The organism is Pseudoxanthomonas sp. (genome assembly GCF_035999195.1).
Lineage (GTDB): Bacteria > Pseudomonadota > Gammaproteobacteria > Xanthomonadales > Xanthomonadaceae > Pseudoxanthomonas_A.
The window spans coordinates 999,545-1,018,925 of sequence record NZ_DASYGY010000009.1 but is presented as its reverse complement, the minus strand read 5'-3'; the positions used below and the strand labels follow the sequence as shown (position 1 = coordinate 1,018,925).

The following is a 19,381-nucleotide window of genomic DNA, read 5'->3' as shown; positions in this document are numbered from 1 at the left end:
CTCAGCGGGTGTCCTCGGCGCACAGCACGTCGGCGCAGGCGACCTGTTCGCCGTTGACCGAGGCCACGCCGGTGTAGAAGGCCATGTTGCGGATCAGGCGCTTCAGGGTGACGTCCAGGTCCAGGCGGTCGCCCGGCACGACCATGCGGGTGAAGCGCGCGTTCTCCACCTTCACCATGTAGAACATGCGTCCCGCCGTGTCGCCCTGGTGCGAGAGCTGGGTCAACAGGCCGCCCGCCTGCGCCAGCGCTTCGATGATCAGCACGCCCGGCATGATCGGACGGTCCGGGAAATGGCCGGTGAAGAACGGTTCGTTCTGGGTGATGTTCTTGTAGGCCAGGACGCGCTTGTCCTTCTCGAATTCCACCACCCGGTCCACCAGCAGGAACGGATAGCGGTGCGGCAGCAGCTTGCGGATCGTGGCCGCGTCGACGGGCAGTTGCAGGTCCAGGGTCATCGGGTTTCCTTGTCGGCCGCCAGCACGCGTCGTGCCAAGGCGTCCAGTTGCTTGAAGCGGGCGGCGTTCTTGCGCCAGGTACGGTTGTCGGTCAGCGGCGTGCCGCTGGAATACTCGCCGGGCTCGGTGATCGAGCTGGTCACCAGCGACATGGCGGTGACCACCACGCGGTCGCAGATCTCCAGGTGGCCGAGCACGCCGGCGGCGCCGCCGATCAGGCAGTAGCGGCCGATGCGCGCGCTGCCGGCGGCGGCGCTGCAGCCGGCCATCGCCGTGTGCGCGCCGATGCGGACGTTGTGGCCGATCTGGATCTGGTTGTCGAGGCGAACGTCCTCTTCCAGCACGGTGTCATCGAGCGCGCCGCGATCGATGGTGGTGTTGGCGCCGATCTCGCAATCGTCGCCGATCACCACGCCGCCCAGCTGCGGCACCTTGATCCAGTGCCCGCTGTCCATCGCCAGGCCGAAACCGTCGGCGCCGATCACCGCGCCGGGATGGACCAGCACGCGCTGGCCCAGGCGCACGCGCGTGACCAGGGTGACGCGGGCGACCAGTTCGCAGCCGTCGCCGACCATGCAGTCGTCGCCGATCACGCAGCCCGGGCCGATCGCGCTGCCTTCGCCGATCACGCTGCGTGCGCCGACCACGACGAACGGGCCGACATGCGCGCCCGGGGCAATGCGGGCTGTCGGATCGATGACGGCGCTCGGATGAATGCCGGCGTCGCGGGTGGGCTTGCGTTCGAACAGCGCCGCCATCTTGGCGAAGGCGGTGTACGGATCCTTCGCGATCAGCACGGCCCCGGTCGCTTCCGCGGCATCCTCGGCACGCAGCACCACCAGACTGGCGCGGCTGTCAGCGAGCTGCGCGCGATAGCGGCTGTTGGCGAGGAAGGCGAGCTGCCCCGGCAGGGCGCGCGCCAGCGTGGCCACGCCGTCGATGCGCAGGTCGCCGTCGCCGCGCAGGGCCAGGCCGAAGCGGTCGGCGAGTTCGCCGGAGGTGAAGGAGGGGGCGGTCATCAGGCGCGTAGTTTAGCCCCTGCCGCCGCAGAACCGCTTCCACGGGGGCGTATGGTGGACAGCAGAAAGGGGGCTTTCGCCCCCCTTCGTGCCATCCGGATCGCCCTGCGCTGCGGTCAGAAGCCGCCGCCGAAGGTGAACTGCAGGCGTTCCACCTCGTCCTCGTCTTCCTTCCTCAGCGGGAAGGCGTAGCTGATCGAGATCGGGCCGACCGGCGCGCGCCACAGCAGCGCCACGCCTGCGGATGCGCGCAGCTCGCCGGCGTCGAAGTTGTCCACGCCGTCGAACACGTTGCCGAAGTCGAAGAACGCCGACACGCGCGCCGCATTGGAATCGAACAGCTTCGGGAAGATCAGCTCCACCGAGCCGGTGGTCTTCAGCGAGCCGCCAAGCGGTTGGCCACGGAAGCCGGAGATGACCTCCGAGCGCGGGCCCAGCGTGTTGTCGCGGAAGCCGCGCACCGAGCGCGTGCCGCCGGCGTAGAAGTTCTCGAAGAACGGCAGGCCGGTGGCCACCAGCGTCCGCTGCAGGGTACCGCCATCGGCACAGGTGCCGTCGGCCGATGGTGTGCCAGTGTTCGGCTGGCCGGGGATCTGCGGGTCCGATCCGTTCACGACGCAGATGTAGCGGTAGAGGTCGTCGCCGTAGCTGTCGCCATAGCCGAGTTCGGCGCGGGTGTTCAGCACGAAGGCCGGGCTGAGCGACCAGTACTTGGAGAACTCGTAGTTGAGCTTGTAGTACTGGACCGTGGATCCCGGCAGCGCGACTTCGGCGGACACGCGCTGGTAGGTGCCGCCCGTGGGCATGAAGTAGTCGTTGCGCGTGTCGCGCGCCCAGCCCACTTCGGCACGCCAGGCGTGGAAGGTGCGCTGGCCGACCGCATCGATGTAATCGATGATCGTCTGCGGCGTGGAGCCGCCGAAGGTCAGGATCTCGTTGCTGTCGATGCCGAACAGCAGCGAGACGGTGTCGTTCTCGGTGATCGGCAGGCCCAGGATGCCCTGCGCGGCCGCGCTGGTGGTGGAGTACTGGGCGGTGTTGAAGTCCGAGTAGTCGAACTCGCGCCACCACAGGTTGTAGCCCAGCGACATGCCTTCGTCGGTGAAGAACGGGTTGGTGTACGAGAACGAGTAGCGCTGCAGGTAGTCGCTGCGCTGCGCTTCGACCGACACGCGGTTGCCGCCGCCCAGGAAGTTGTTCTGCGACAGCTGGATGGACGTGGTCAGGCCGGACAGCTGCGAGTAGCCCAGGCCGAACACGAAGCTGCCCGACGTGGTTTCCTTGACGTTGAAGACCACGTCGACCTGGTCGTTGGTGCCGGGGACCGGATTGGTCTCCACGTCGACCGTCTCGAAGTAGCCGAGCCGGCGCAGGCGCACGCGCGAACGGTCCACGGCGACCTGCGAGAACCAGCTGCCCTCGAACTGGCGCATCTCGCGACGCAGGACTTCGTCGGAGGTGCGGGTGTTGCCCTTGAACACGATGCGGCGCACGTTGACGCGCGGACCCGGCACCACCTGCAGGTTGATCGCGACGGTGCGGTTCTCGCGGTCGACGGTCGGAATGGGATTGACCTGCGCGAACGCGTGGCCGATGTTGCCCAGCGTGGCGGTGATGGAGTCGGCCGTCATCTCCAGCAGGACGCGCGAGAACGTCTGCTCCGGCTTGACGATCACCAGCTTCTCGATCTCTTCCTTCGGCAGCACCGTGTCGCCGGTGACCTTCACGTCGGAGATCTTGTACTGCTCGCCTTCGGTGATGCCGGCGGTGATGAACATGTCGCGCTTGTCGGGACTGATCGACACCTGCGTGGAGTCGATGTTGAAGTCCACGTAGCCGCGGTCCAGGTACCAGGAATTCAGGCGCTCCATGTCGCCGGACAGCTTCTCTTTGGAGTACTGATCGTCGCGGCGGTACCACGACAGCCAGCTGGTTTCCTTGGATTCCCAGTTCTCCAGCAGGTCCTCGGTCTCGAACTTCTCGGCGCCGACGACGTTGACGTGCTTGATCTTGGCGGCCTTGCCTTCCTTCACCGCGATGGCCACGTCCACGCGGTTGCGGTCCAGCGGGCTGACGGTGGGCGTGATCTCGACGTTGTACTTGCCGCGGTTGTTGTACTGGCGGACCAGTTCCTGCGTCACCCGGTCCAGGCTCAGGCGGTCGAAGGTTTCGCCCTCGGCCAGGCCGATGTCCTTCAGGCCGGTCATCAGGTCTTCGGTCTTGATGTCCTTGTTGCCGGTCAGCGTCAGCTTGTTGATCGCCGGGCGCTCGGTGACGGTGACGACCAGGATGTCGCCCTGGCGGTCGAGCTTCACGTCCTCGAAGAAGCCGGTCTTGTACAGCGCGCGGATCGATTCGGCGACATTCGTCGGGGTGACCACGTCGCCGCGTTCGATCGGCAGGTAGGTCAGCGCGGTGCCGGTCGAGATGCGCTGCAGGCCATCGATGCGGATGTCGGTCGCGGTGAACGAGGCGTTGCTCAGCGGCGCGGCGGCCACGGGCGCGGCAGCGGGTTCCGTCGTCTGGGCCAGTGCCGGCATGGCGATGGCCGAAGCCAGGGCGAGGGCAAGCAGGCGGCGGGAAGGCAGTCGCGTCATCATTACGTCCGGTTGGAGTGGTTCCTGCGGCGCAGGAGTGGACTGCAGGGCGGCGGTCCGGGGTGCAGCAAGGGGAGGAGCGGCCACCTTGGAGCGGGCCGGCCCGTGGAAGTTCAGGGGCATCAGGTCACCAGACGCGTCATCAGACGCAGGATGTCGTTGTAGAACGCCAGTCCCATCAGGCCCGCCAGTGCCGCCAGGCCCACGTATTGTCCGGCCACCATGTGGCGTTCGCTCAAGGGGCTGCCCTTGACCAATTCAATAAGGTAATACAGCAGGTGGCCGCCGTCCAAGACGGGGATCGGCAGCAGGTTGATGATGGCCAGGCTCAGCGACATGGCCGCCAGGAACCAGAGGAACCAGTCCGGCCCCCGCTGGGCCGAAACATTGGCGACCTGGGCGATGGTGATCGGGCCGGACACGTTCTTCAGCGAGGCGTCGCCGGTCAGCATGCGGCGGATCATGCCCAGCGAGTCCGCCGTCAGCTTGCCGGTCTCGCGCAGGGCGGCCGGTACGGCCGCCAGGGGGCCGAAATGCAGCCGGGCGTCGTAGGCCGGCATCTGCACCTTCTCGGGGGGAGCCAGGCCCAGGGCCCAGTAATGACCCTTGCCGGCCTCGGGGTGCCTGGTCCAGCGCGGGGTCAGCTCGAACGCCAGCCGCTGGCCTTCGCGATCCACCTCGACCATGGCCGCGCCACCGCGCTTGCCCAGCGCATCGACCTGGCGGGCGATGTCGTCGAAGCCATGTACGCGCTGGCCGTCCACGGCCGTCACCGTATCGCCGACCTTCAGCACGCCATCGGCGGCCGAGTCGGGCGTGACCTTGCCGATCACCGCCGGCATGATCGCGTACTGCCAGGTCAGTCCCATCACACCGGTCGCGTTCTCCTGGTCGAAATCTGCAGGCAGCCGGGACAGCGGCAGGGTGCGGGTCACCGTCGAACCGTCTGCGGTTTCGACGTCCAGCGGCACGTCGTCGCGGTCGATGGCGGCCTTGGTCAGCACCATCGACGCGTCGGTCCACGTATCGATCGCCCGGTCGCCGACCCGCACGATGCGGTCGCCGCGCTGGAAACCGGCGTCGGCGGCGATGCCCGAGACGCTACCCAGCGTGGCCGAGTAATCCTGCTTGCCGATCACGAACATCGCCCATAGCAGGATCACGCACAGCAGCACGTTCGCCAGCGGGCCGGCGGCGACCACGGCGATGCGCTGCCAGACGGACTTGCGATTGAAGGCCTGGTCCAGTTGCGCGGCGGGGACGTCGCCCTCGGCTTCGTCCAGCATCTTCACGTAGCCGCCCAGCGGAATCGCGGCGACCGCGAACTCGGTGCCGTGGCGGTCGCGGCGCGACCACAGCGGTTTGCCGAAACCCACGGAAAAGCGCAGCACCTTCACGCCGCAGCGGCGCGCCACCCAGTAGTGGCCGAATTCGTGGAACGTGACCAGCACGCCGAGCGCCACGATCATCCACCAGATTGAGCCCAGCACTTCACTCATCGGATGTCGGTGCTCATGCGGAGAGGTGGCTTGCGAGATTGCGGTCGGTCAACCGGCGTGCCTCGACATCCGCCGCCAGCAACGCGTCCAGCGAATCGGCCGGTGCCGCAGGCAGCGCAGCGAGGGCATCCTCGACCAGCGCGGGGATGGATAGGAAACCGATTTGGCCCTGAAGAAAGGCTGAAACCGCAACTTCATTGGCCGCGTTCAGCACGGCCGGCGCGGTACCGCCCGCCGCCATCGCCTCCCAGGCCAGTCGCAGGCAAGGGAAGGCATCGGTGTCCGGCGCCTCGAACTCCAGTCGCGGATGCTGCAACAGGTCGAGCCCGCCTACGCCCGAGCCGATCCGTTCCGGCCACCCCAGGCCGACCGCCAGCGAGGTCCGCATGTCGGGCAGCCCGAGTTGCGCCAGCGTGGAGCCGTCGACGAATTCCACCAGCGAGTGCACCAGGCTCTGCGGATGCACCAGCACGTCCAGCCGCTCACGGCCGACGCCGAACAGGTGGTGGGCTTCGATCAGCTCCAATCCCTTGTTCATCAGCGTGGCCGAATCCACCGAGATCTTCGGCCCCATCGACCACTTGGGATGCGCGACGGCCTGCTCGCGCGTGACCTGCGCCAGCTCGGCGCGGCGGCGGCCCCGGAACGGGCCACCCGACGCGGTCAGCACGATGCGGCTGACCTCGGCCTGAGCCTGCCGTGAACGCAGGCACTGGAAGATGGCGTTGTGCTCGCTGTCGATCGGAATGATCTCGGCGCCTGCCGCGTCCGCAGCGGCCGTCACCAGCTCGCCGGCGAGCACCAGCGATTCCTTGTTGGCCAGCAGCAGGCGCTTGCCCGCGCGTGCCGCGGCGAGCGTCGACGACAGCCCGGCGGCCCCGACGATGGCGGCTACCACGATGCCGCAATCCGGTTCCGCCACCAGCGCATCCAGCGCGGCCGTGCCGGCGTGGGCACGCGTGGGCAGGCCGGCCTGGGACAGGCCGTCGCGGAGCCGCGCATACAGGCCCTCGTCGGCGATCACCGCATGGTCGGGCCGGTGCGCGACGCAGAGGGCGAGCAGGGCCTCCACGTTGCCGCCGGCCGCCAGCAGGCCCGCGCGGTAGCGGTCGGGATGGCGTGCGATGACATCCAGCGCCGACGCGCCGATCGAGCCGGTCGCGCCCAGGACCGCCACGTTGCGGGGGACATGCGCCGTCATGCTCAGAATCCGAAGACGTCCTTGCCCAGCACGAAGATGGGCAGCGCAGCGAGCACGCCATCGATGCGGTCGAGCACGCCGCCGTGACCCGGGATGACGTCGCCGGAGTCCTTGGCGCCGACATGTCGCTTGAGCAGGCTCTCGAACAGGTCGCCGACCACCGAGAACAGCACCGTGAACACGGCCACCACCAGCACGCCGGGGAGCTGGCCGGCGCCGGCTCCGGCGATCAGTCCGCCAACGGCCGCCACCAGCATGCCGGCGGCCAGGCCGCCGAGCAGGCCTTCCAGGGTCTTGTTGGGGCTGATCCGCGGCGCCAGCTTGCGGCCCTTGAACCACCGCCCGCCGAAGTGCCGGCCGGCGAAGTAGGCCCCGCTGTCGGCGGCCCAGACGATGGCCAGGGCGACGAAGAGCCAGATGTGCCCATTCGGCTCGGAGACGTGGATCAGGCCCAGCGCGCACCAGGCCGGGACCACGGCCAGCGTACCCGCCGCCAGCTTGAACACGCGGGCCCAGGTCTCGTGATCGGACGCGAAGCTGAAGAAGCGCAGCCAGAGCAGCGCGAGCAGCCACCAGACCACGCCCGCAAGCGCCATCAGGCGCAACGGCACCAGGTCGGTGGCGTCGCCGGATCCTCTCGATGCCCACACCAGCGCCACCATCACCAGCAGGTTGGCGGTCAGCAGCACGGTGCGCTGCAGGGTGTCGTCGATCTCGGCGAGCTTGAACCATTCCCACAGCCCCACCAGGAACACCAGCGCGGCCAGCATGGCCAGCCAGGACGTGGGCAGCAGCAGGATGGCGCCGATCGCGAACGGCGCCATCACCAGCGCTGCAATGACACGGGTACGGGTGGCGCTCATGCGGATGAATCCTCGGTGGCGCTGCCGGCGACCTGGGCACTGGTCAGCCCGAAGCGGCGCTCGCGCTGCGCGAAGTCGTCCAGCGCGCGTTGCAGCAGCGCGGCGTCCAGGTCGGGCCACAGCACGTCGGTGAACCAGAGTTCGGTGTACGCCAGCTGCCACAGCAGGAAATTGCTGACGCGGTGGTCGCCGCCGGTACGGATGAACAGATCGGGCGGCGGCAGGTCGGCCAGCGCGATGTGGGCGCCGAGCGCCGCCTCGTCGATGTCCTCCGGCCGCAGCCGGCCGGCCGCGACGTCGGCCGCCAGCGCACGCGCCGCGTGCGCGATGTCCTGGCGGCCGCCGTAACTGGCGGCGATGGCCAAGTGCAGGCGCGCATTCGCGCGCGTCAGTGCTTCGGCCGCATCCATACGCGAGCGGATATCGGCCGAGAACCGGGTGCGATCGCCGATGAAGCGCACGCGCACCTGGCGCCGGTGCAGTTCCTCGACTTCGCGGTCCAGCGCGTTGAGGAACAGTTTCATCAGCGCGCCGACTTCCTCTTCGGGCCGGCCCCAGTTCTCGCTGGAGAACGCGAACAGGGTCAGCGCGCCGATGCCGCGTTCCAGACAGAAGTCGATGCAGGTATTGACCGCGCGCGCGCCGGCGCGATGGCCGATCACGCGCGGACGGCGACGGCGTTCTGCCCAGCGCCCGTTGCCGTCCATGATGACGGCCAGGTGGCGTGGCACGGACACGCGGACGGTGGAGGACATGGCAGTCCTCAGACCGCCATCAGTTCCTGTTCCTTGGCCTTCACCACGTCGTCGACATCCTTGATGGCCTTGTCGGTGAGCTTCTGGATTTCGTCTTCGGTCCGGCGTTCTTCGTCTTCGGTGATCTGCTTGTCCTTCAGCAGGTCCTTGATCTGCTGGTTGGCATCGCGACGGATGTTGCGGATCGCGACCTTGGCATCCTCGCCTTCGCTGTGGACCACTTTGGACAGTTCCTTGCGGCGCTCCTCGGTAAGGGCGGGCAGGTTGAGGCGGATGGTGGTGCCGGCCGTGTTGGGGGTCAGGCCCAGGTCGGACGCCAGGATGGCCTTCTCGACCGCGCCGACCATCTGCTTTTCCCACGGCGTGATGGTCAGCGAGCGGGAGTCGGAGATCGTCACCGTCGCTACCTGGCTCAGCGGCATGTCGGAGCCGTAGTAGTTGACCTTCAGGTGCTCGACCAGAGCGGTCGAGGCACGGCCGGTGCGGACCTTCACCAGGGTGTGGCGGAGCGCCTCGATGCTCTTGGTCATGCGCGCCTGCGCGTCTTTCTTGATGTCGTTGAGCATCGCCCTTTCCGTTGCAAAGCCTGTAAACGGCCGATTATAGGGCGATTCGGGGCCGTTGCCGACCGTCCGCAGGCGGTTCAGTGCGAATGATGCGGCGCCGCATCGTGCCGGTCATGGCCGCAGCCCGCGCCGCGCTCGATCTGGAGGGTCGCGTGATTGATGCCGAATCGCGCGTCCAGGGCGTGCACGGTGGCATCGAGGAAGGCGTCGTGGTCGTCTTCCCGCGCGCGCACCAGATGCGCGGTCAGGGCGATCTCGTTGGCGCCCAACGGCCAGATGTGCAGGTGGTGTACGGCGGTGACATCGGGTCGCTCCTGCAGGAACGCCCGCACCTCCTCCGGGTCCACGCTGGCCGGCACGGCGTCCATCGCAGCGTCGAAGCTGTCCCGCAACAGGCTCCATGACCCCAGGGCCACCACCACCGCGACCAGCAGCGCCGTGGCCGGATCCAGCCACGCCCAGCCCAGCGTGGCCATGCCCACGCCGGCCAGCACGGCCGCCAGGGACACGGCGGCATCGGCCACCAGGTGCAGGAAGGCGCCCCGCTTGTTGAGGTCGTGCGCATGGCCATCCCTGACCAGCCAGGCGGCGCCCAGGTTGACCAGGATGCCCAGCGAGGCCACCACGATGACGGGGGTGGCGGGGATCTCCGGCGGTGCGCTGAAGCGACGGAAGGCCTCCCAGCTCAGCGCGCCCGCGAAGAGCATCAGCAGCACGGCGTTGGCCAGCGGCGACAGCAGGGTGGCGCGCCGCCAGCCATAGGTATGCCGGCCGCGTGGTCGCCGGCCGGCCAGCGCAGCCGCGCCCCAGGCCAGCGCCAGCCCCAGCACGTCGCCGAGGTTGTGCAGCGCGTCCGACAGCAGCGCCAGCGAGTTGGTGTGGAAACCGTAGCCGGCCTCGACGACGGTGTAGGCCAGGTTGATCAGCGTGACCCACGCGAAGGTGCGTGTGGCCGATGCCTGTGGATGCGCGTGCGCGCCGTGGCCGTGGTGGTGTCCGTGTCCCATGGCGGGCTAGGGTGCCCGCCTGCGCCACCGAACACTATTACAGCGGTGATGCGGGCGCACCTCGGTCTTCCGCCGGTCTATTCCCGCCGGAGCGGGCGGTATCTCGGCCTGGAAGATGCGCGGCGCGACCTGTCAGCCGCGGCCTTTCACCAGCGTGCCGACATGCTCCCCGCGCAGGATGCGCATCAGGTTGCCGGGCACCGACAGGTCGTAGATGCGCAGCGGCACGTCGCTGTCGCGGCACAGCGCGAACGCGGCCGTGTCCATCACCTGCAGGTCGCGCGCGATCACCTCATCGTAGGTCAGCTGGTCGTAGCGCACCGCATCGGCATGCTTGCTGGGGTCCTTGTCGTACACGCCGTCCACCTTGGTGGCCTTCAGCAGCAGGTCGGCGCCGATCTCGATCGCGCGCAGCGCGGCGCCGGAGTCGGTGGTGAAGAACGGGTTGCCGGTGCCGGCGGCGAAGATCGCGATGCGGCCCTTTTCCAGATGGCGGATGGCGCGGCGGCGGATGTAGTCCTCGCACACGTCGTTGATCTTGATGGCGCTCATCACGCGGCACTTCGCGCCCAGCTTTTCCAGCGCGTCCTGCATGGCCAGCGCGTTGATGACGGTGGCCAGCATGCCCATCTGGTCGCCGGTGACGCGGTCCATGCCGCCGGCCGCCAGGCCGGCACCGCGGAAGATGTTGCCGCCGCCGATCACCAGGCCCACCTCGGCGCCTGCATCGCGTGCTTCGATGATCTCGCGCGCGATCCGCGTGATCACCGCCGGGTCGATGCCGTAGTCCTCGGCCCCCATCAGCGCCTCGCCGGACAGTTTGAGCAGGATGCGGCGATAGGTGAGGGGAGCGGGCATGGGATTCTCGGCGTGGGGGCAAACGCGGCAATTCTAGCCGAGCGCGTCGCCTCAGTCGCCGGGTTCGTAGATGGCGTAGAGCTTGCGCGCGGGTTCCAGCACCTCCCACGTGCCGCTGAAACCGGCCGGCACCACGAAGCTCTGGCCGGCTTCCAGCACCGTCACCTCGTCGCCCGCATCATCGCGCAGGCGCACGCGGCCGCTGAGCAGGTGGCAGAACTCGTGCTCGGTGTAGCGCACCCGCCACGCGCCCGCATCGCCCTCCCAGACGCCGCAATGGAACCGCTCGTCCCCGGACGAGTAGGCGTTGCCGACCGCCTGCGTCGGCTGCCCGGCCACTAGGCGATCGGCGGCGACCGGTGCGCGCGTGGCGGCGTCGGGCGTGTGCGGCACGGGAACGATGCGGGGCATGGGCGGCACCTCGGGTCGGGGCCGCTATCATGGCCGTCCCCATCGGCAGCCATCAAGGAACGGTCATGAGCGTGCGCACCCTGCAGGAATTCCTCGCGTCCTCCCGCGAAAAGGACGCCAGCCCGGAAGCCTTCGAGCTGGAGAGCCCGCACCTGCTTGAAGTGCGGTTGAACGGACTGGTCTGGGCCAAGGCCGGCGCGATGGTGGCGCGCAAGGGTGCGGTGAAGTTCACCCGCCAAGGCGTGCTGGAACAGGGGCTTGGCAACCTGCTGAAGAAGGCGGTCAGCGGCGAGGGCATGCAGCTGATGAAGATCGAGGGCCAGGGGCGCGTCTATCTGGCCGATGCCGGCAAGCGGATCACCCTGCTGCGGCTGGCCGGCGAGGCCATCTTCGTCAACGGCAACGACGTTCTGGCCACCGAGTCGGGCATCGAAAGCCGCATCACGATGATGCGCAAGGTCGCCGGCATGCTGTCGGGCGGCCTGTTCAACGTGCGCCTGAGCGGGCACGGCATCGTCGCCATCACGTCCCATTACGAGCCGCTGACGCTGCCGGTGAACGCGCAGACCGGGCCCGTGTTCACCGATCCGAATGCGACGGTGGCGTGGTCGGGCGGCCTGACGCCGGAAATCATCACCGACATCTCGCTGGGCACGCTGCTGGGGCGCGGATCCGGCGAAAGCATCCAGCTGCGGTTCGCGGGGGAGGGCTGGGTGGTCGTGCAGCCGTACGAGGAAGTCGCGCTGCAGCCGCGGCAGTAGCCGTCGCGCGGTCAGGTGCCGACGGCGCCCACCGAGACGCGGTTGCGGCCCTGTCGCTTGGCGCCATACAGGGCCTCGTCGGCGGCCCGCAGCAGGTCGTCGACGTGGCGGAACTGTTCCAGCGCGCCCTGCGTGGCCAGGCCGGCGGAGAAGGTGATGTGCAACGGCTGGCCGTTGACGTGGGCCATCGCGGCGCCGGCGACCTCGGACAGGATGCGCCGCACCACCTGGATGGCGGCGTCTTCGTTGATGCCGGGCAGCACCACCAGGAATTCCTCGCCGCCATAGCGGGCGACGATGTCGCTGCTGCGCACGTGGCGCATCAGCGACTTGGCGAAATTGCGCAGCACTTCGTCGCCGACCAGGTGGCCCCAGCGATCGTTGACCTGCTTGAAGTCGTCCAGGTCGATGAAGGCGATCGACAGCGGCCAGCCGTGCCGGGTGGCGGCGTCGAACTCCTTCTCCAGCACTTCCTCCAACTGGCTGCGGTTGTAGGCGCCGGTCAGCGGGTCGCGGCGAACCTCCTCGGCCAGGCGGCGCGCGCGGTCCTCGTGCGCGTCGGCCTCCTTGCGCGCACGCGCGGCTTCCTGGATCTCGCGCAGGTTGCGCACCACCAGCAGTTCGCGTGCCTGATCGAGCAGGGCCTGGATGCGGGCGGGCGGCGCGGGCGGGACGTCGAACATCGCGCAGACCTCGGGCAGCGCGGCGATCATGTCCTCGGTCAGCGCGAGGAAGGCGGCGTAGTCCATGCCCAGTCGCGTGGCGACCTGCAGGGCGGCCTTCCGGTGCGCCTCCTCGGTGCGCGCTTCGTCGGTGCCGGCGATCCAGATGTCGGCGACCTGGCCGGACACCGCGACGCAGGCGTTGAAGGTGGTGTCCGATGCGGGCGCTTCGCTCTCCAGGATCGCTTCGCGCAGCAGGGCCGGCAGGTTCCATTGCCGCGCCAGCCAGCCGCCGACGACGGCGTGGTCGCAGCCCAGCCAGTCGCGTTCGGCCGCCAGCAGGGCAGCGTTGTTCTGGGTGCGCTCGACCAGGCGGGCGTAGTCCTCGCCCAGCACTTCCAGCAGCGCCAGCATGCCGATGTCCTGCAGCAGCGCGGCCAGCATCAGTTCCTCGGCCTTGCGCATGCCGGCGTGCTGGCCCAGCAGGCGGCAGGCCAGCGCGGCGATCACGCTGCGGCGCCAGACGCGTTCCTGCGCGGCCGGGTGGGTGCCGCTGCCGCAGCGCGCCAGCGAAAACCCCAGCGCCAGCGTCAGCGTGGCGTTCAGGCCGAGCACGGTCAGCGCCTGCGACAGGTTCTCGACCCGGCGACGGCTGGCATAGAGCGGTGAATTGGCGATGCGCAGCATGCGCGCGCTGAGCGCGGCGTCCAGGCCGATGGTGTCGGCGGCGGTCGCCATCACCACCTCGGGGTCCTGCGCCAGCTCGATGATGCGCAATGCCACGCCCGGCGGGCTCGGCAGGTTGCGGCAATTCAACAGCTGGGATTCGAGTTCGGGACGCATCCGGGTGCGGTACGCAGCAGGTGGGCGGGCGGGATGCCGGCAAGGCGTGACGGAGTGTCAGCTTTGTAGGAAGTGTCGGCGCGGACCGCGGGAACTTTAGCCGGCGGCGACGAACGGTCGACGCCGGCGCCTTCCCATGGCTTCGCACATGCCGGAAACAGCAAAGCCGCGGTTTCCCGCGGCTTTGCCGGTGCAGCGCAGGGCGTGTCGGCTTACGCCAGGCCGGCCTGCTTCATCACTTCGGCGGCGTAGTCTTCCACCACCTTCTCGATGCCTTCGCCGACCACCAGGCGCTGGAAGCCGATCACGTCGGCGCCGGCGGCCTTGACCACCTGCTCGACCGACTTGTCGCTGTCCAGCACGTACGGCTGGCCGTACAGGGTGACTTCGTTGACGATCTTGTTGATCTTGCCGGAGATGATCTTCTCCAGGATGTCGGCCGGCTTGGCCTTGTCCTTGTCCGACATCTTGGCCAGCTCGATTTCCTTCTCCTTCGCCACGAACTCGGCCGGCACGTCGGCGGCCTTGTTGTGCGGGGGGTTCATCGCGGCGATGTGCATCGCCAGGCCGCGGGCCAGTTCGGCGTCGCCGCCCTTGACCTCGACCAGCACGCCGATCTTGCCGCCGTGCACGTAGGCCGCCACGTTGTTGGCGCTGTCGATGGCGACCAGGCGACGGATCTGCATGTTCTCGCCCAGCTTGGCGATGGCGGCGGCGCGGGCTTCCTCGACGGTCTCGCCCGAGGCCAGCTGGGCGCTCTTCAGCGCTTCGACGTCGGCGGCGCCCGAGGTCAGCGCGGCCTGCGCGATGGCATCGGTGAAGGCGATGAAGTTGGCGTCCTTGGCGACGAAGTCGGTCTCGGAGTTGATCTCGACCAGCACGGCCTTGCCGCCGTCCTGGGCCACGGCCACGCGGCCTTCGGCGGTGACGCGGTCGGCCTTCTTGTCGGCCTTGGCCAGGCCCGACTTGCGCAGCCACTCGGCGGCGGCGTCGATGTCGGCGTTGTTCTCGGTGAGCGCCTTCTTGCACTCCATCATGCCGGCGCCGGTGCGCTCGCGCAGTTCCTTGACCAGGGAAGCGGTGATTTCCACGGGATTACCTCTGTTTGGTTTGGCAAAGCCCCTCTCCCGTCGGGAGAGGGGTTGGGGTGAAGGTCCGGTGGAGTCGCGACGCGTTGAACGCCAGCGTGCTTCCCGTACCCTCATCCGCCTTTCGGGCACCCCCGCCTTCGCGGGGGCAGGCCCTTCTCCCGGGGGAGAAGGAAGAACATGGGCCGCCGCGCAGCATGGCGCGGCGGCGTTGCAGCCGGATTACTCGGCGGCGGCTTCGTCGGACTTCTTGCCGGCGGCCTTCTTGGCCGGGGCGCGGCGGGCACCCTTGTCGTCGCCGCCTTCGGCGAACTCTTCCTCGCGCACGGTGGCGGCGTTCGGCTGGGCGGCCTTGCCTTCCAGCACGGCGTCGGCGGCGGCACGGGCGTACAGCTGTACGGCGCGGATGGCGTCGTCGTTGCCGGGGATGGCGTAGTCGACCAGGGCCGGGTCGTAGTTCGAGTCGACCACCGCGATCACCGGGATGCCGAGCTTCTTGGCTTCCTTGATGGCGATGTCTTCATGGCCGATGTCGATGACGAACAGGGCGTCGGGCAGGCGGTTCATTTCCTTGATGCCGCCCAGCGAGGCCAGCAGCTTCTCGCGCTCGCGGCGCAGGCCCAGCACTTCGTGCTTGACCAGCTTCTCGAACGTGCCGTCGGTTTCGGCGGCTTCCAGTTCCTTCAGGCGGGCGACCGACTTCTTCACCGTGGCGAAGTTGGTCAGCGTGCCGCCCAGCCAGCGCTGGGTCATGTACGGCATGCCGCAACGCTCGGCTTCTTCCTTCACGGCCTCGCGCGCGCTGCGCTTGGTGCCCAGGAACAGGATGGTGCCGCGCTTCTGCGCCACGCCCGAGATGAAGTTCATCGCGTCGTTGAACAGCGGAACGGTCTTCTCGAGGTTGATGATGTGGATCTTGCCGCGGGCACCGAAGATGTACGGCGCCATCTTGGGGTTCCAGTAGCGGGTCTGGTGGCCGAAGTGGACGCCGGCTTCCAGCATCTGGCGCATGGTGACTTGGGGCATTGCAGTGACTCCATCGAAGGGAACCCACCGTCCGGTTCAATGGAGGACGGCGCCGGTGAGGGCGGGGTTCCGGGGTTGGGCCTCCCTGCGGCGTCCGTGTCCGAACCCTTCAGCGAAGGGCACCCCGGCACGGGTTGGGGCAGCAGGTGTGGATTCGTCGGTGTCGCCCGACGTGGGCGGTCCGGCCGGGCGGACCCCGGGCGCGAAGCCGCGGGAGTATAGCGGTCTTTCGCGTGCCGCCGCAAACCGACCCGCCCGGGCGGACAGGGCCTGGCGGCCCCGGCCGTTCAGCCCGCGCGCCAAATGGGGGATAATCGGCCAATGGCCATCCAGCTCAAGACCCCCGAAGACCTCGCCCAGATGCGCATCGCCGGCCGACTGGCCGCCGAAGTGCTGCAGGTGGTCGCCCCGTACGTGAAGCCGGGCGTCACCACCGCCGAACTGGACCGCATCTGCCACGATCACATCGTCAACGTGCAGAAAGCCATCCCGGCCAACGTGGGCTACAAGGGTTTCCCGGCCACGGTATGCACCTCGGTCAACAACGTCATCTGCCATGGCATCCCCAGCGAGGCCAAGGTGCTGAAGGATGGCGACATCCTCAACATCGACGTCACCGTCATCAAGGACGGCTGGCACGGCGACACCAGCCGCATGTACATGGTCGGTACGCCGTCGGTGATGGCGAAGCGGCTGGTGGACACCACGCGCGAGGCGATGTTCCGCGGCATCCGTGCGGTGAAGCCGGGCGCCACCCTGGGCGACGTGGGTCATGCGATCCAGCAGTACGCCGAAAGCGAGCGTTTCAGCGTGGTGCGCGAGTACTGCGGGCACGGCATCGGCAAGGTCTACCACGACGAGCCGCAGGTGCTGCACTACGGCCGGCCGGGCGAGGGCGTGGTGCTGAAGCCGGGCATGACCTTCACCATCGAGCCGATGATCAACGAAGGCGCGCGCCACACCCGCGTGCTGCCCGACGGCTGGACCGTGGTGACCAAGGACCGCAAGCTGTCCGCGCAGTGGGAGCACACGGTGGCGGTGACCGAGGACGGCGTCGAGATCCTGACCCGCGTGCCGGGCGACGACAACGACCTGTGAGCACGACGACAGCCGCGAACGGACAGGCGACGCGGCTTCCGGACATCGGCCCGGACGTCGCCGATGACGCGGACTGGGCGGCAGCGGCGCGGGCGTCGCTGGCCAACACCGATGCCCGGCTGGACAGGCGCTTCGACCAGGACGACGGCATGGACCGCCTCCTCGCGCTGCGCGCGCGGGCGGTCGATCATCTGCTGAAGGAAGCCTGGGCCCGCTGCATTCCGGCCGAGGCGCCGATGGCGCTGTTCGCGGTGGGCGGCTACGGCCGCGGCGAACTCTTTCCGCATTCTGACGTGGACGTGCTGGTGCTGGCACCGGCGGACGCGCAGCAGGCCCACCACGATGCCGTGGCGCGCCTGTTCGCGCTGTTGTGGGATGCCGGCCTGCCGATCAGCCACAGCGTGCGCTCGGCCGTGCAGTGCACGGCGGCCGCGGCGGCCGACCAGAGCGTGCTCACGGCCCTGATCGAGGAGCGGCTGATCGTCGGCGAACCGGTCGACGAGGGCCTGCTGATCGATGCCATCGGTCCGGCACGCGTCTGGCCCGCGCGCGACTTCTTCGTGGCCAAGCGCGAGGAACTGCGCATCCGCCACGCGCGGTTCGGCGACACCTCCGACAACCTGGAACCCAACATCAAGGAAGGTCCCGGCGGCCTGCGCGACCTGCACACGCTGGGATGGATGGCGCTGCGCACGTTCGGCGTGCGCGACCTGGAGGCGCTGGTCGGGCTGGGCCATCTGGGGCAGGACGAAGCCGGCGCGCTGGCGCGCGAACGGCGCGCGCTGGGGCGACTGCGCTATGGCCTGCACCGGGTCGCGGGCCGGCCCGAGGAGCGCCTGCGGTTCGACTACCAGAAGACCCTCGCGCAGCGGCTGGGTTTCGCCGACGACGCCGGGAGCCTGGGCGTCGAGAAGATGATGCAGGGCTTCTACCGCAGCGCTGCCATTGTGCGGCGGATCAGCGACCGCCTGCTGCAGCGTTTCGAGGAGCAGTTCGACGGCGAAGCGCTGGCCGAGCCGCTCGATGACCAGTTCGCGTCGCGCCGCGGCTATCTGGCCGCGCGGCACGGCGACTGGCCGGCCAACGATGTCGGCCGGGTGTTCGCGCTGTTCGCGGTCTGGGCAGCCCATCCGCAGATGCGCGGCCTGCATTCGCGCACCGCGCGCGCGCTGGCCGAGTCGCTGCCGAAGCTGTCGCCGTATCCCGACGCCACGCGTGCGCAGCGCGATGCCTTCATGGCGCTGCTGCGCGCGCCCCGCGCGGTGGACAGTCTCACCCGCATGGCGCGCCTGGGCGTGCTGGGGCAGTGGATCCCCGCCTTCGCGCGCGTATCCGGGCGCATGCAGTTCGACCTGTTCCACGTCTACACCGTCGACCAGCACACGCTGATGGTGCTGCGGAACATCGCGGCATTTGCCGGCGGCCGTGCCGACGAGCGCTTTTCCATCGCGCATGAAGTGTGGCCGCGCCTGCGCAAGCCGGAGCTGCTGCTGCTGGCCGGCCTGTTCCACGACATCGCCAAGGGGCGCGGCGGCGATCACTCCGAACTGGGCGCGGTGGACGCACGCGAGTTCTGCGCGGCGCATGCGCTGAGCGAGGGCGATACCGCGCTGGTGGCATGGCTGGTGGAACAGCACCTGCGCATGTCGGTGACGGCGCAGAAGCAGGACATTGCCGACCCCGAGGTCATCCATCGGTTCGCCACCCTGGTGGGGGACCGCGAACGGCTGGACTACCTGTACCTGCTGACGTGCGCGGATATCGCGGGCACCAGTCCCAAACTGTGGAACGCATGGAAGGACCGCCTGCTGGCCGACCTCTACTTCGCCGCGCGCCGGGTGCTGCGCGAGGGGCTGGAGAACCCGGTGGCGGTCGAGGAACGCCTCGACGAGGCACGCGGCAGCGTGCGCGCGCTGCTCGAACTGCAGGGCATGACGGCGGCGCAGGCCGATGCGCTGTTCACCGCGATGCCGGAGGAAAGCTTCCTGCGTTTCCGTCCGGAACAGCTCGCCTGGCAGGCGCAGGCCATCCGTGGCGTCGCCCCCGGCGAAACGCGGGTGCGCGCACGGCGCATCGCCGACGATGCCGATGCCATCGAGGTGTTCGTGCATTCGCCCGACCGCGACGGCCTGTTCGCCGCCATCCTCGCCACCCTCGACCGCATGGGCTTCGCCATCCACCAGGCGCGCGTGCTGGTCGGTCCGCAGGGCACGATCTTCGATACGTTCGAGCTGTTGCCGGCCGACACGTATGCGCCGCGCGACCCGGCCGACATCGAGCGCACGCTGGGCGACGCGCTGGCGCGCCCCCTGGACAGCGTGCGCACCTCGCGTCGCGCGGTGCCGCGCCAGCTGCGCCACTTCCGTTTCGCGCCGCGCATCGAGTTCGGCACCACGCCGGATGGTCGCCGCACCATCCTCGGCCTGGTCGCACCCGACCGTCCCGGCCTGCTGTCGGACGTCGCCCAGGTGCTGCGCCGGCAGCGGCTGCGCGTGCACGACGCGCGTATCGCCACCTTCGGCGAGCGTGCGGAGGACGTGTTCCAGATCACCGACGAGCACGACCGTCCGCTCACCGTCCCCTCCCTGCAGGACGCGCTGCGCGACGCGTTGCGTGCCGGCCTCGACACTCCCCCCTGACCCGCATCTGGATCGTTCGATGACCCGCAAA

17 protein-coding genes are annotated in these 19,381 nt (G+C 68.9%); 3 read left to right on the top strand and 14 right to left on the bottom strand.

The genetic code is table 11. The features are described from left to right. Position 1: 1 nt before the first annotated feature. The 11 genes from fabZ to VGN58_RS11785 all read right to left on the bottom strand — a co-directional run bounded on the left by fabZ (position 2) and on the right by VGN58_RS11785 (position 11,233). Positions 2-457 carry a 3-hydroxyacyl-ACP dehydratase FabZ gene (fabZ, locus tag VGN58_RS11835; RefSeq protein ID WP_055935832.1) on the bottom strand — a complete coding sequence of 152 codons (456 nt, stop codon included), beginning with the start codon at positions 455-457 and terminating at the stop codon, positions 2-4. After that, positions 454-1,476 (bottom strand): UDP-3-O-(3-hydroxymyristoyl)glucosamine N-acyltransferase, encoded by a 1,023-nt coding sequence (gene lpxD / locus VGN58_RS11830; RefSeq protein WP_327483419.1) that lies wholly within the window; start codon positions 1,474-1,476, stop codon positions 454-456. The genes fabZ and lpxD overlap by 4 nt, the downstream gene beginning before the upstream one ends. 116 nt (positions 1,477-1,592) lie before the next feature. Further along, positions 1,593-4,073: an outer membrane protein assembly factor BamA gene (gene bamA / locus VGN58_RS11825; protein WP_327483418.1), complete on the bottom strand. Its 2,481-nt coding sequence runs from the start codon at positions 4,071-4,073 to the stop codon at positions 1,593-1,595. Positions 4,074-4,195: 122 nt separating this feature from the next. Beyond that, the gene (gene rseP, locus VGN58_RS11820) at positions 4,196-5,572 is read right to left on the bottom strand and encodes an RIP metalloprotease RseP (RefSeq protein WP_327483417.1); all 1,377 of its coding nucleotides are present in this window, start codon (positions 5,570-5,572) and stop codon (positions 4,196-4,198) included. Positions 5,573-5,585: 13 nt separating this feature from the next. Continuing rightward, complete coding sequence (gene dxr / locus VGN58_RS11815) at positions 5,586-6,773, bottom strand: 1-deoxy-D-xylulose-5-phosphate reductoisomerase (RefSeq protein ID WP_327483416.1); 1,188 nt, start codon at positions 6,771-6,773, stop codon at positions 5,586-5,588. Positions 6,774-6,775: 2 nt separating this feature from the next. After that, positions 6,776-7,636, bottom strand: a complete 861-nt coding sequence (locus VGN58_RS11810) for a phosphatidate cytidylyltransferase (RefSeq protein ID WP_327483415.1) — start codon at positions 7,634-7,636, stop codon at positions 6,776-6,778. After that, positions 7,633-8,391, bottom strand: coding sequence for a polyprenyl diphosphate synthase (uppS, locus tag VGN58_RS11805; RefSeq protein WP_327483414.1), 759 nt, complete (start codon positions 8,389-8,391; stop codon positions 7,633-7,635). The genes VGN58_RS11810 and uppS overlap by 4 nt, the downstream gene beginning before the upstream one ends. Positions 8,392-8,399: 8 nt before the next feature. Next, positions 8,400-8,957: a ribosome recycling factor gene (gene frr, locus VGN58_RS11800; protein WP_327483413.1), complete on the bottom strand. Its 558-nt coding sequence runs from the start codon at positions 8,955-8,957 to the stop codon at positions 8,400-8,402. A gap of 77 nt (positions 8,958-9,034) precedes the next feature. Continuing rightward, complete coding sequence (locus VGN58_RS11795) at positions 9,035-9,964, bottom strand: cation diffusion facilitator family transporter (protein WP_327483412.1); 930 nt, start codon at positions 9,962-9,964, stop codon at positions 9,035-9,037. 132 nt (positions 9,965-10,096) lie between these two features. Continuing rightward, positions 10,097-10,822 carry a UMP kinase gene (gene pyrH, locus VGN58_RS11790; RefSeq protein ID WP_327483411.1) on the bottom strand — a complete coding sequence of 242 codons (726 nt, stop codon included), beginning with the start codon at positions 10,820-10,822 and terminating at the stop codon, positions 10,097-10,099. 51 nt (positions 10,823-10,873) lie between these two features. After that, positions 10,874-11,233 carry a cupin domain-containing protein gene (locus VGN58_RS11785; RefSeq protein ID WP_327483410.1) on the bottom strand — a complete coding sequence of 120 codons (360 nt, stop codon included), beginning with the start codon at positions 11,231-11,233 and terminating at the stop codon, positions 10,874-10,876. A 65-nt stretch (positions 11,234-11,298) separates the two neighbouring features. Between VGN58_RS11785 and VGN58_RS11780 the strand changes: the two genes are divergently transcribed. Continuing rightward, a complete protein-coding gene (locus VGN58_RS11780) occupies positions 11,299-11,994 on the top strand; it encodes an AIM24 family protein (protein ID WP_327483409.1) in 696 nt (231 codons plus the stop codon). An 11-nt stretch (positions 11,995-12,005) separates the two neighbouring features. Here VGN58_RS11780 and VGN58_RS11775 read toward each other — a convergent pair whose 3' ends face one another. The 3 genes from VGN58_RS11775 to rpsB form a co-directional block, all read right to left on the bottom strand. Beyond that, positions 12,006-13,499 carry a GGDEF domain-containing protein gene (locus VGN58_RS11775; RefSeq protein WP_327483408.1) on the bottom strand — a complete coding sequence of 498 codons (1,494 nt, stop codon included), beginning with the start codon at positions 13,497-13,499 and terminating at the stop codon, positions 12,006-12,008. A 212-nt stretch (positions 13,500-13,711) separates the two neighbouring features. Further along, positions 13,712-14,590, bottom strand: coding sequence for a translation elongation factor Ts (tsf, locus tag VGN58_RS11770; RefSeq protein ID WP_327483407.1), 879 nt, complete (start codon positions 14,588-14,590; stop codon positions 13,712-13,714). Between the two features lie 219 nt (positions 14,591-14,809). After that, positions 14,810-15,613: a 30S ribosomal protein S2 gene (rpsB, locus tag VGN58_RS11765; RefSeq protein WP_327483406.1), complete on the bottom strand. Its 804-nt coding sequence runs from the start codon at positions 15,611-15,613 to the stop codon at positions 14,810-14,812. A 321-nt stretch (positions 15,614-15,934) separates the two neighbouring features. Here rpsB and map point away from each other — a divergent pair, with 321 nt between their 5' ends. Beyond that, complete coding sequence (gene map / locus VGN58_RS11760; RefSeq protein WP_327483405.1) at positions 15,935-16,711, top strand: type I methionyl aminopeptidase; 777 nt, start codon at positions 15,935-15,937, stop codon at positions 16,709-16,711. A 44-nt stretch (positions 16,712-16,755) separates the two neighbouring features. Further along, positions 16,756-19,350: a [protein-PII] uridylyltransferase gene (glnD, locus tag VGN58_RS11755; protein ID WP_327484641.1), complete on the top strand. Its 2,595-nt coding sequence runs from the start codon at positions 16,756-16,758 to the stop codon at positions 19,348-19,350. Positions 19,351-19,381 lie beyond the last annotated feature (31 nt).

Bases quoted from the DNA above. Each gene is read 5' to 3' on its own strand.
- fabZ (WP_055935832.1), bottom strand. From the start codon at position 457: ATGACCCTGGACCTGCAACTGCCCGTCGACGCGGCCACGATCCGCAAG.
- lpxD (WP_327483419.1), bottom strand. From the start codon at position 1,476: ATGACCGCCCCCTCCTTCACCTCCGGCGAACTCGCCGACCGCTTCGGC.
- bamA (WP_327483418.1), bottom strand. From the start codon at position 4,073: ATGACGCGACTGCCTTCCCGCCGCCTGCTTGCCCTCGCCCTGGCTTCG.
- rseP (WP_327483417.1), bottom strand. From the start codon at position 5,572: ATGAGTGAAGTGCTGGGCTCAATCTGGTGGATGATCGTGGCGCTCGGC.
- dxr (WP_327483416.1), bottom strand. From the start codon at position 6,773: ATGACGGCGCATGTCCCCCGCAACGTGGCGGTCCTGGGCGCGACCGGC.
- VGN58_RS11810 (WP_327483415.1), bottom strand. From the start codon at position 7,636: ATGAGCGCCACCCGTACCCGTGTCATTGCAGCGCTGGTGATGGCGCCG.
- uppS (WP_327483414.1), bottom strand. From the start codon at position 8,391: ATGTCCTCCACCGTCCGCGTGTCCGTGCCACGCCACCTGGCCGTCATC.
- frr (WP_327483413.1), bottom strand. From the start codon at position 8,957: ATGCTCAACGACATCAAGAAAGACGCGCAGGCGCGCATGACCAAGAGC.
- VGN58_RS11795 (WP_327483412.1), bottom strand. From the start codon at position 9,964: ATGGGACACGGACACCACCACGGCCACGGCGCGCACGCGCATCCACAG.
- pyrH (WP_327483411.1), bottom strand. From the start codon at position 10,822: ATGCCCGCTCCCCTCACCTATCGCCGCATCCTGCTCAAACTGTCCGGC.
- VGN58_RS11785 (WP_327483410.1), bottom strand. From the start codon at position 11,233: ATGCCCCGCATCGTTCCCGTGCCGCACACGCCCGACGCCGCCACGCGC.
- VGN58_RS11780 (WP_327483409.1), top strand. From the start codon at position 11,299: ATGAGCGTGCGCACCCTGCAGGAATTCCTCGCGTCCTCCCGCGAAAAG.
- VGN58_RS11775 (WP_327483408.1), bottom strand. From the start codon at position 13,499: ATGCGTCCCGAACTCGAATCCCAGCTGTTGAATTGCCGCAACCTGCCG.
- rpsB (WP_327483406.1), bottom strand. From the start codon at position 15,613: ATGCCCCAAGTCACCATGCGCCAGATGCTGGAAGCCGGCGTCCACTTC.
- map (WP_327483405.1), top strand. From the start codon at position 15,935: ATGGCCATCCAGCTCAAGACCCCCGAAGACCTCGCCCAGATGCGCATC.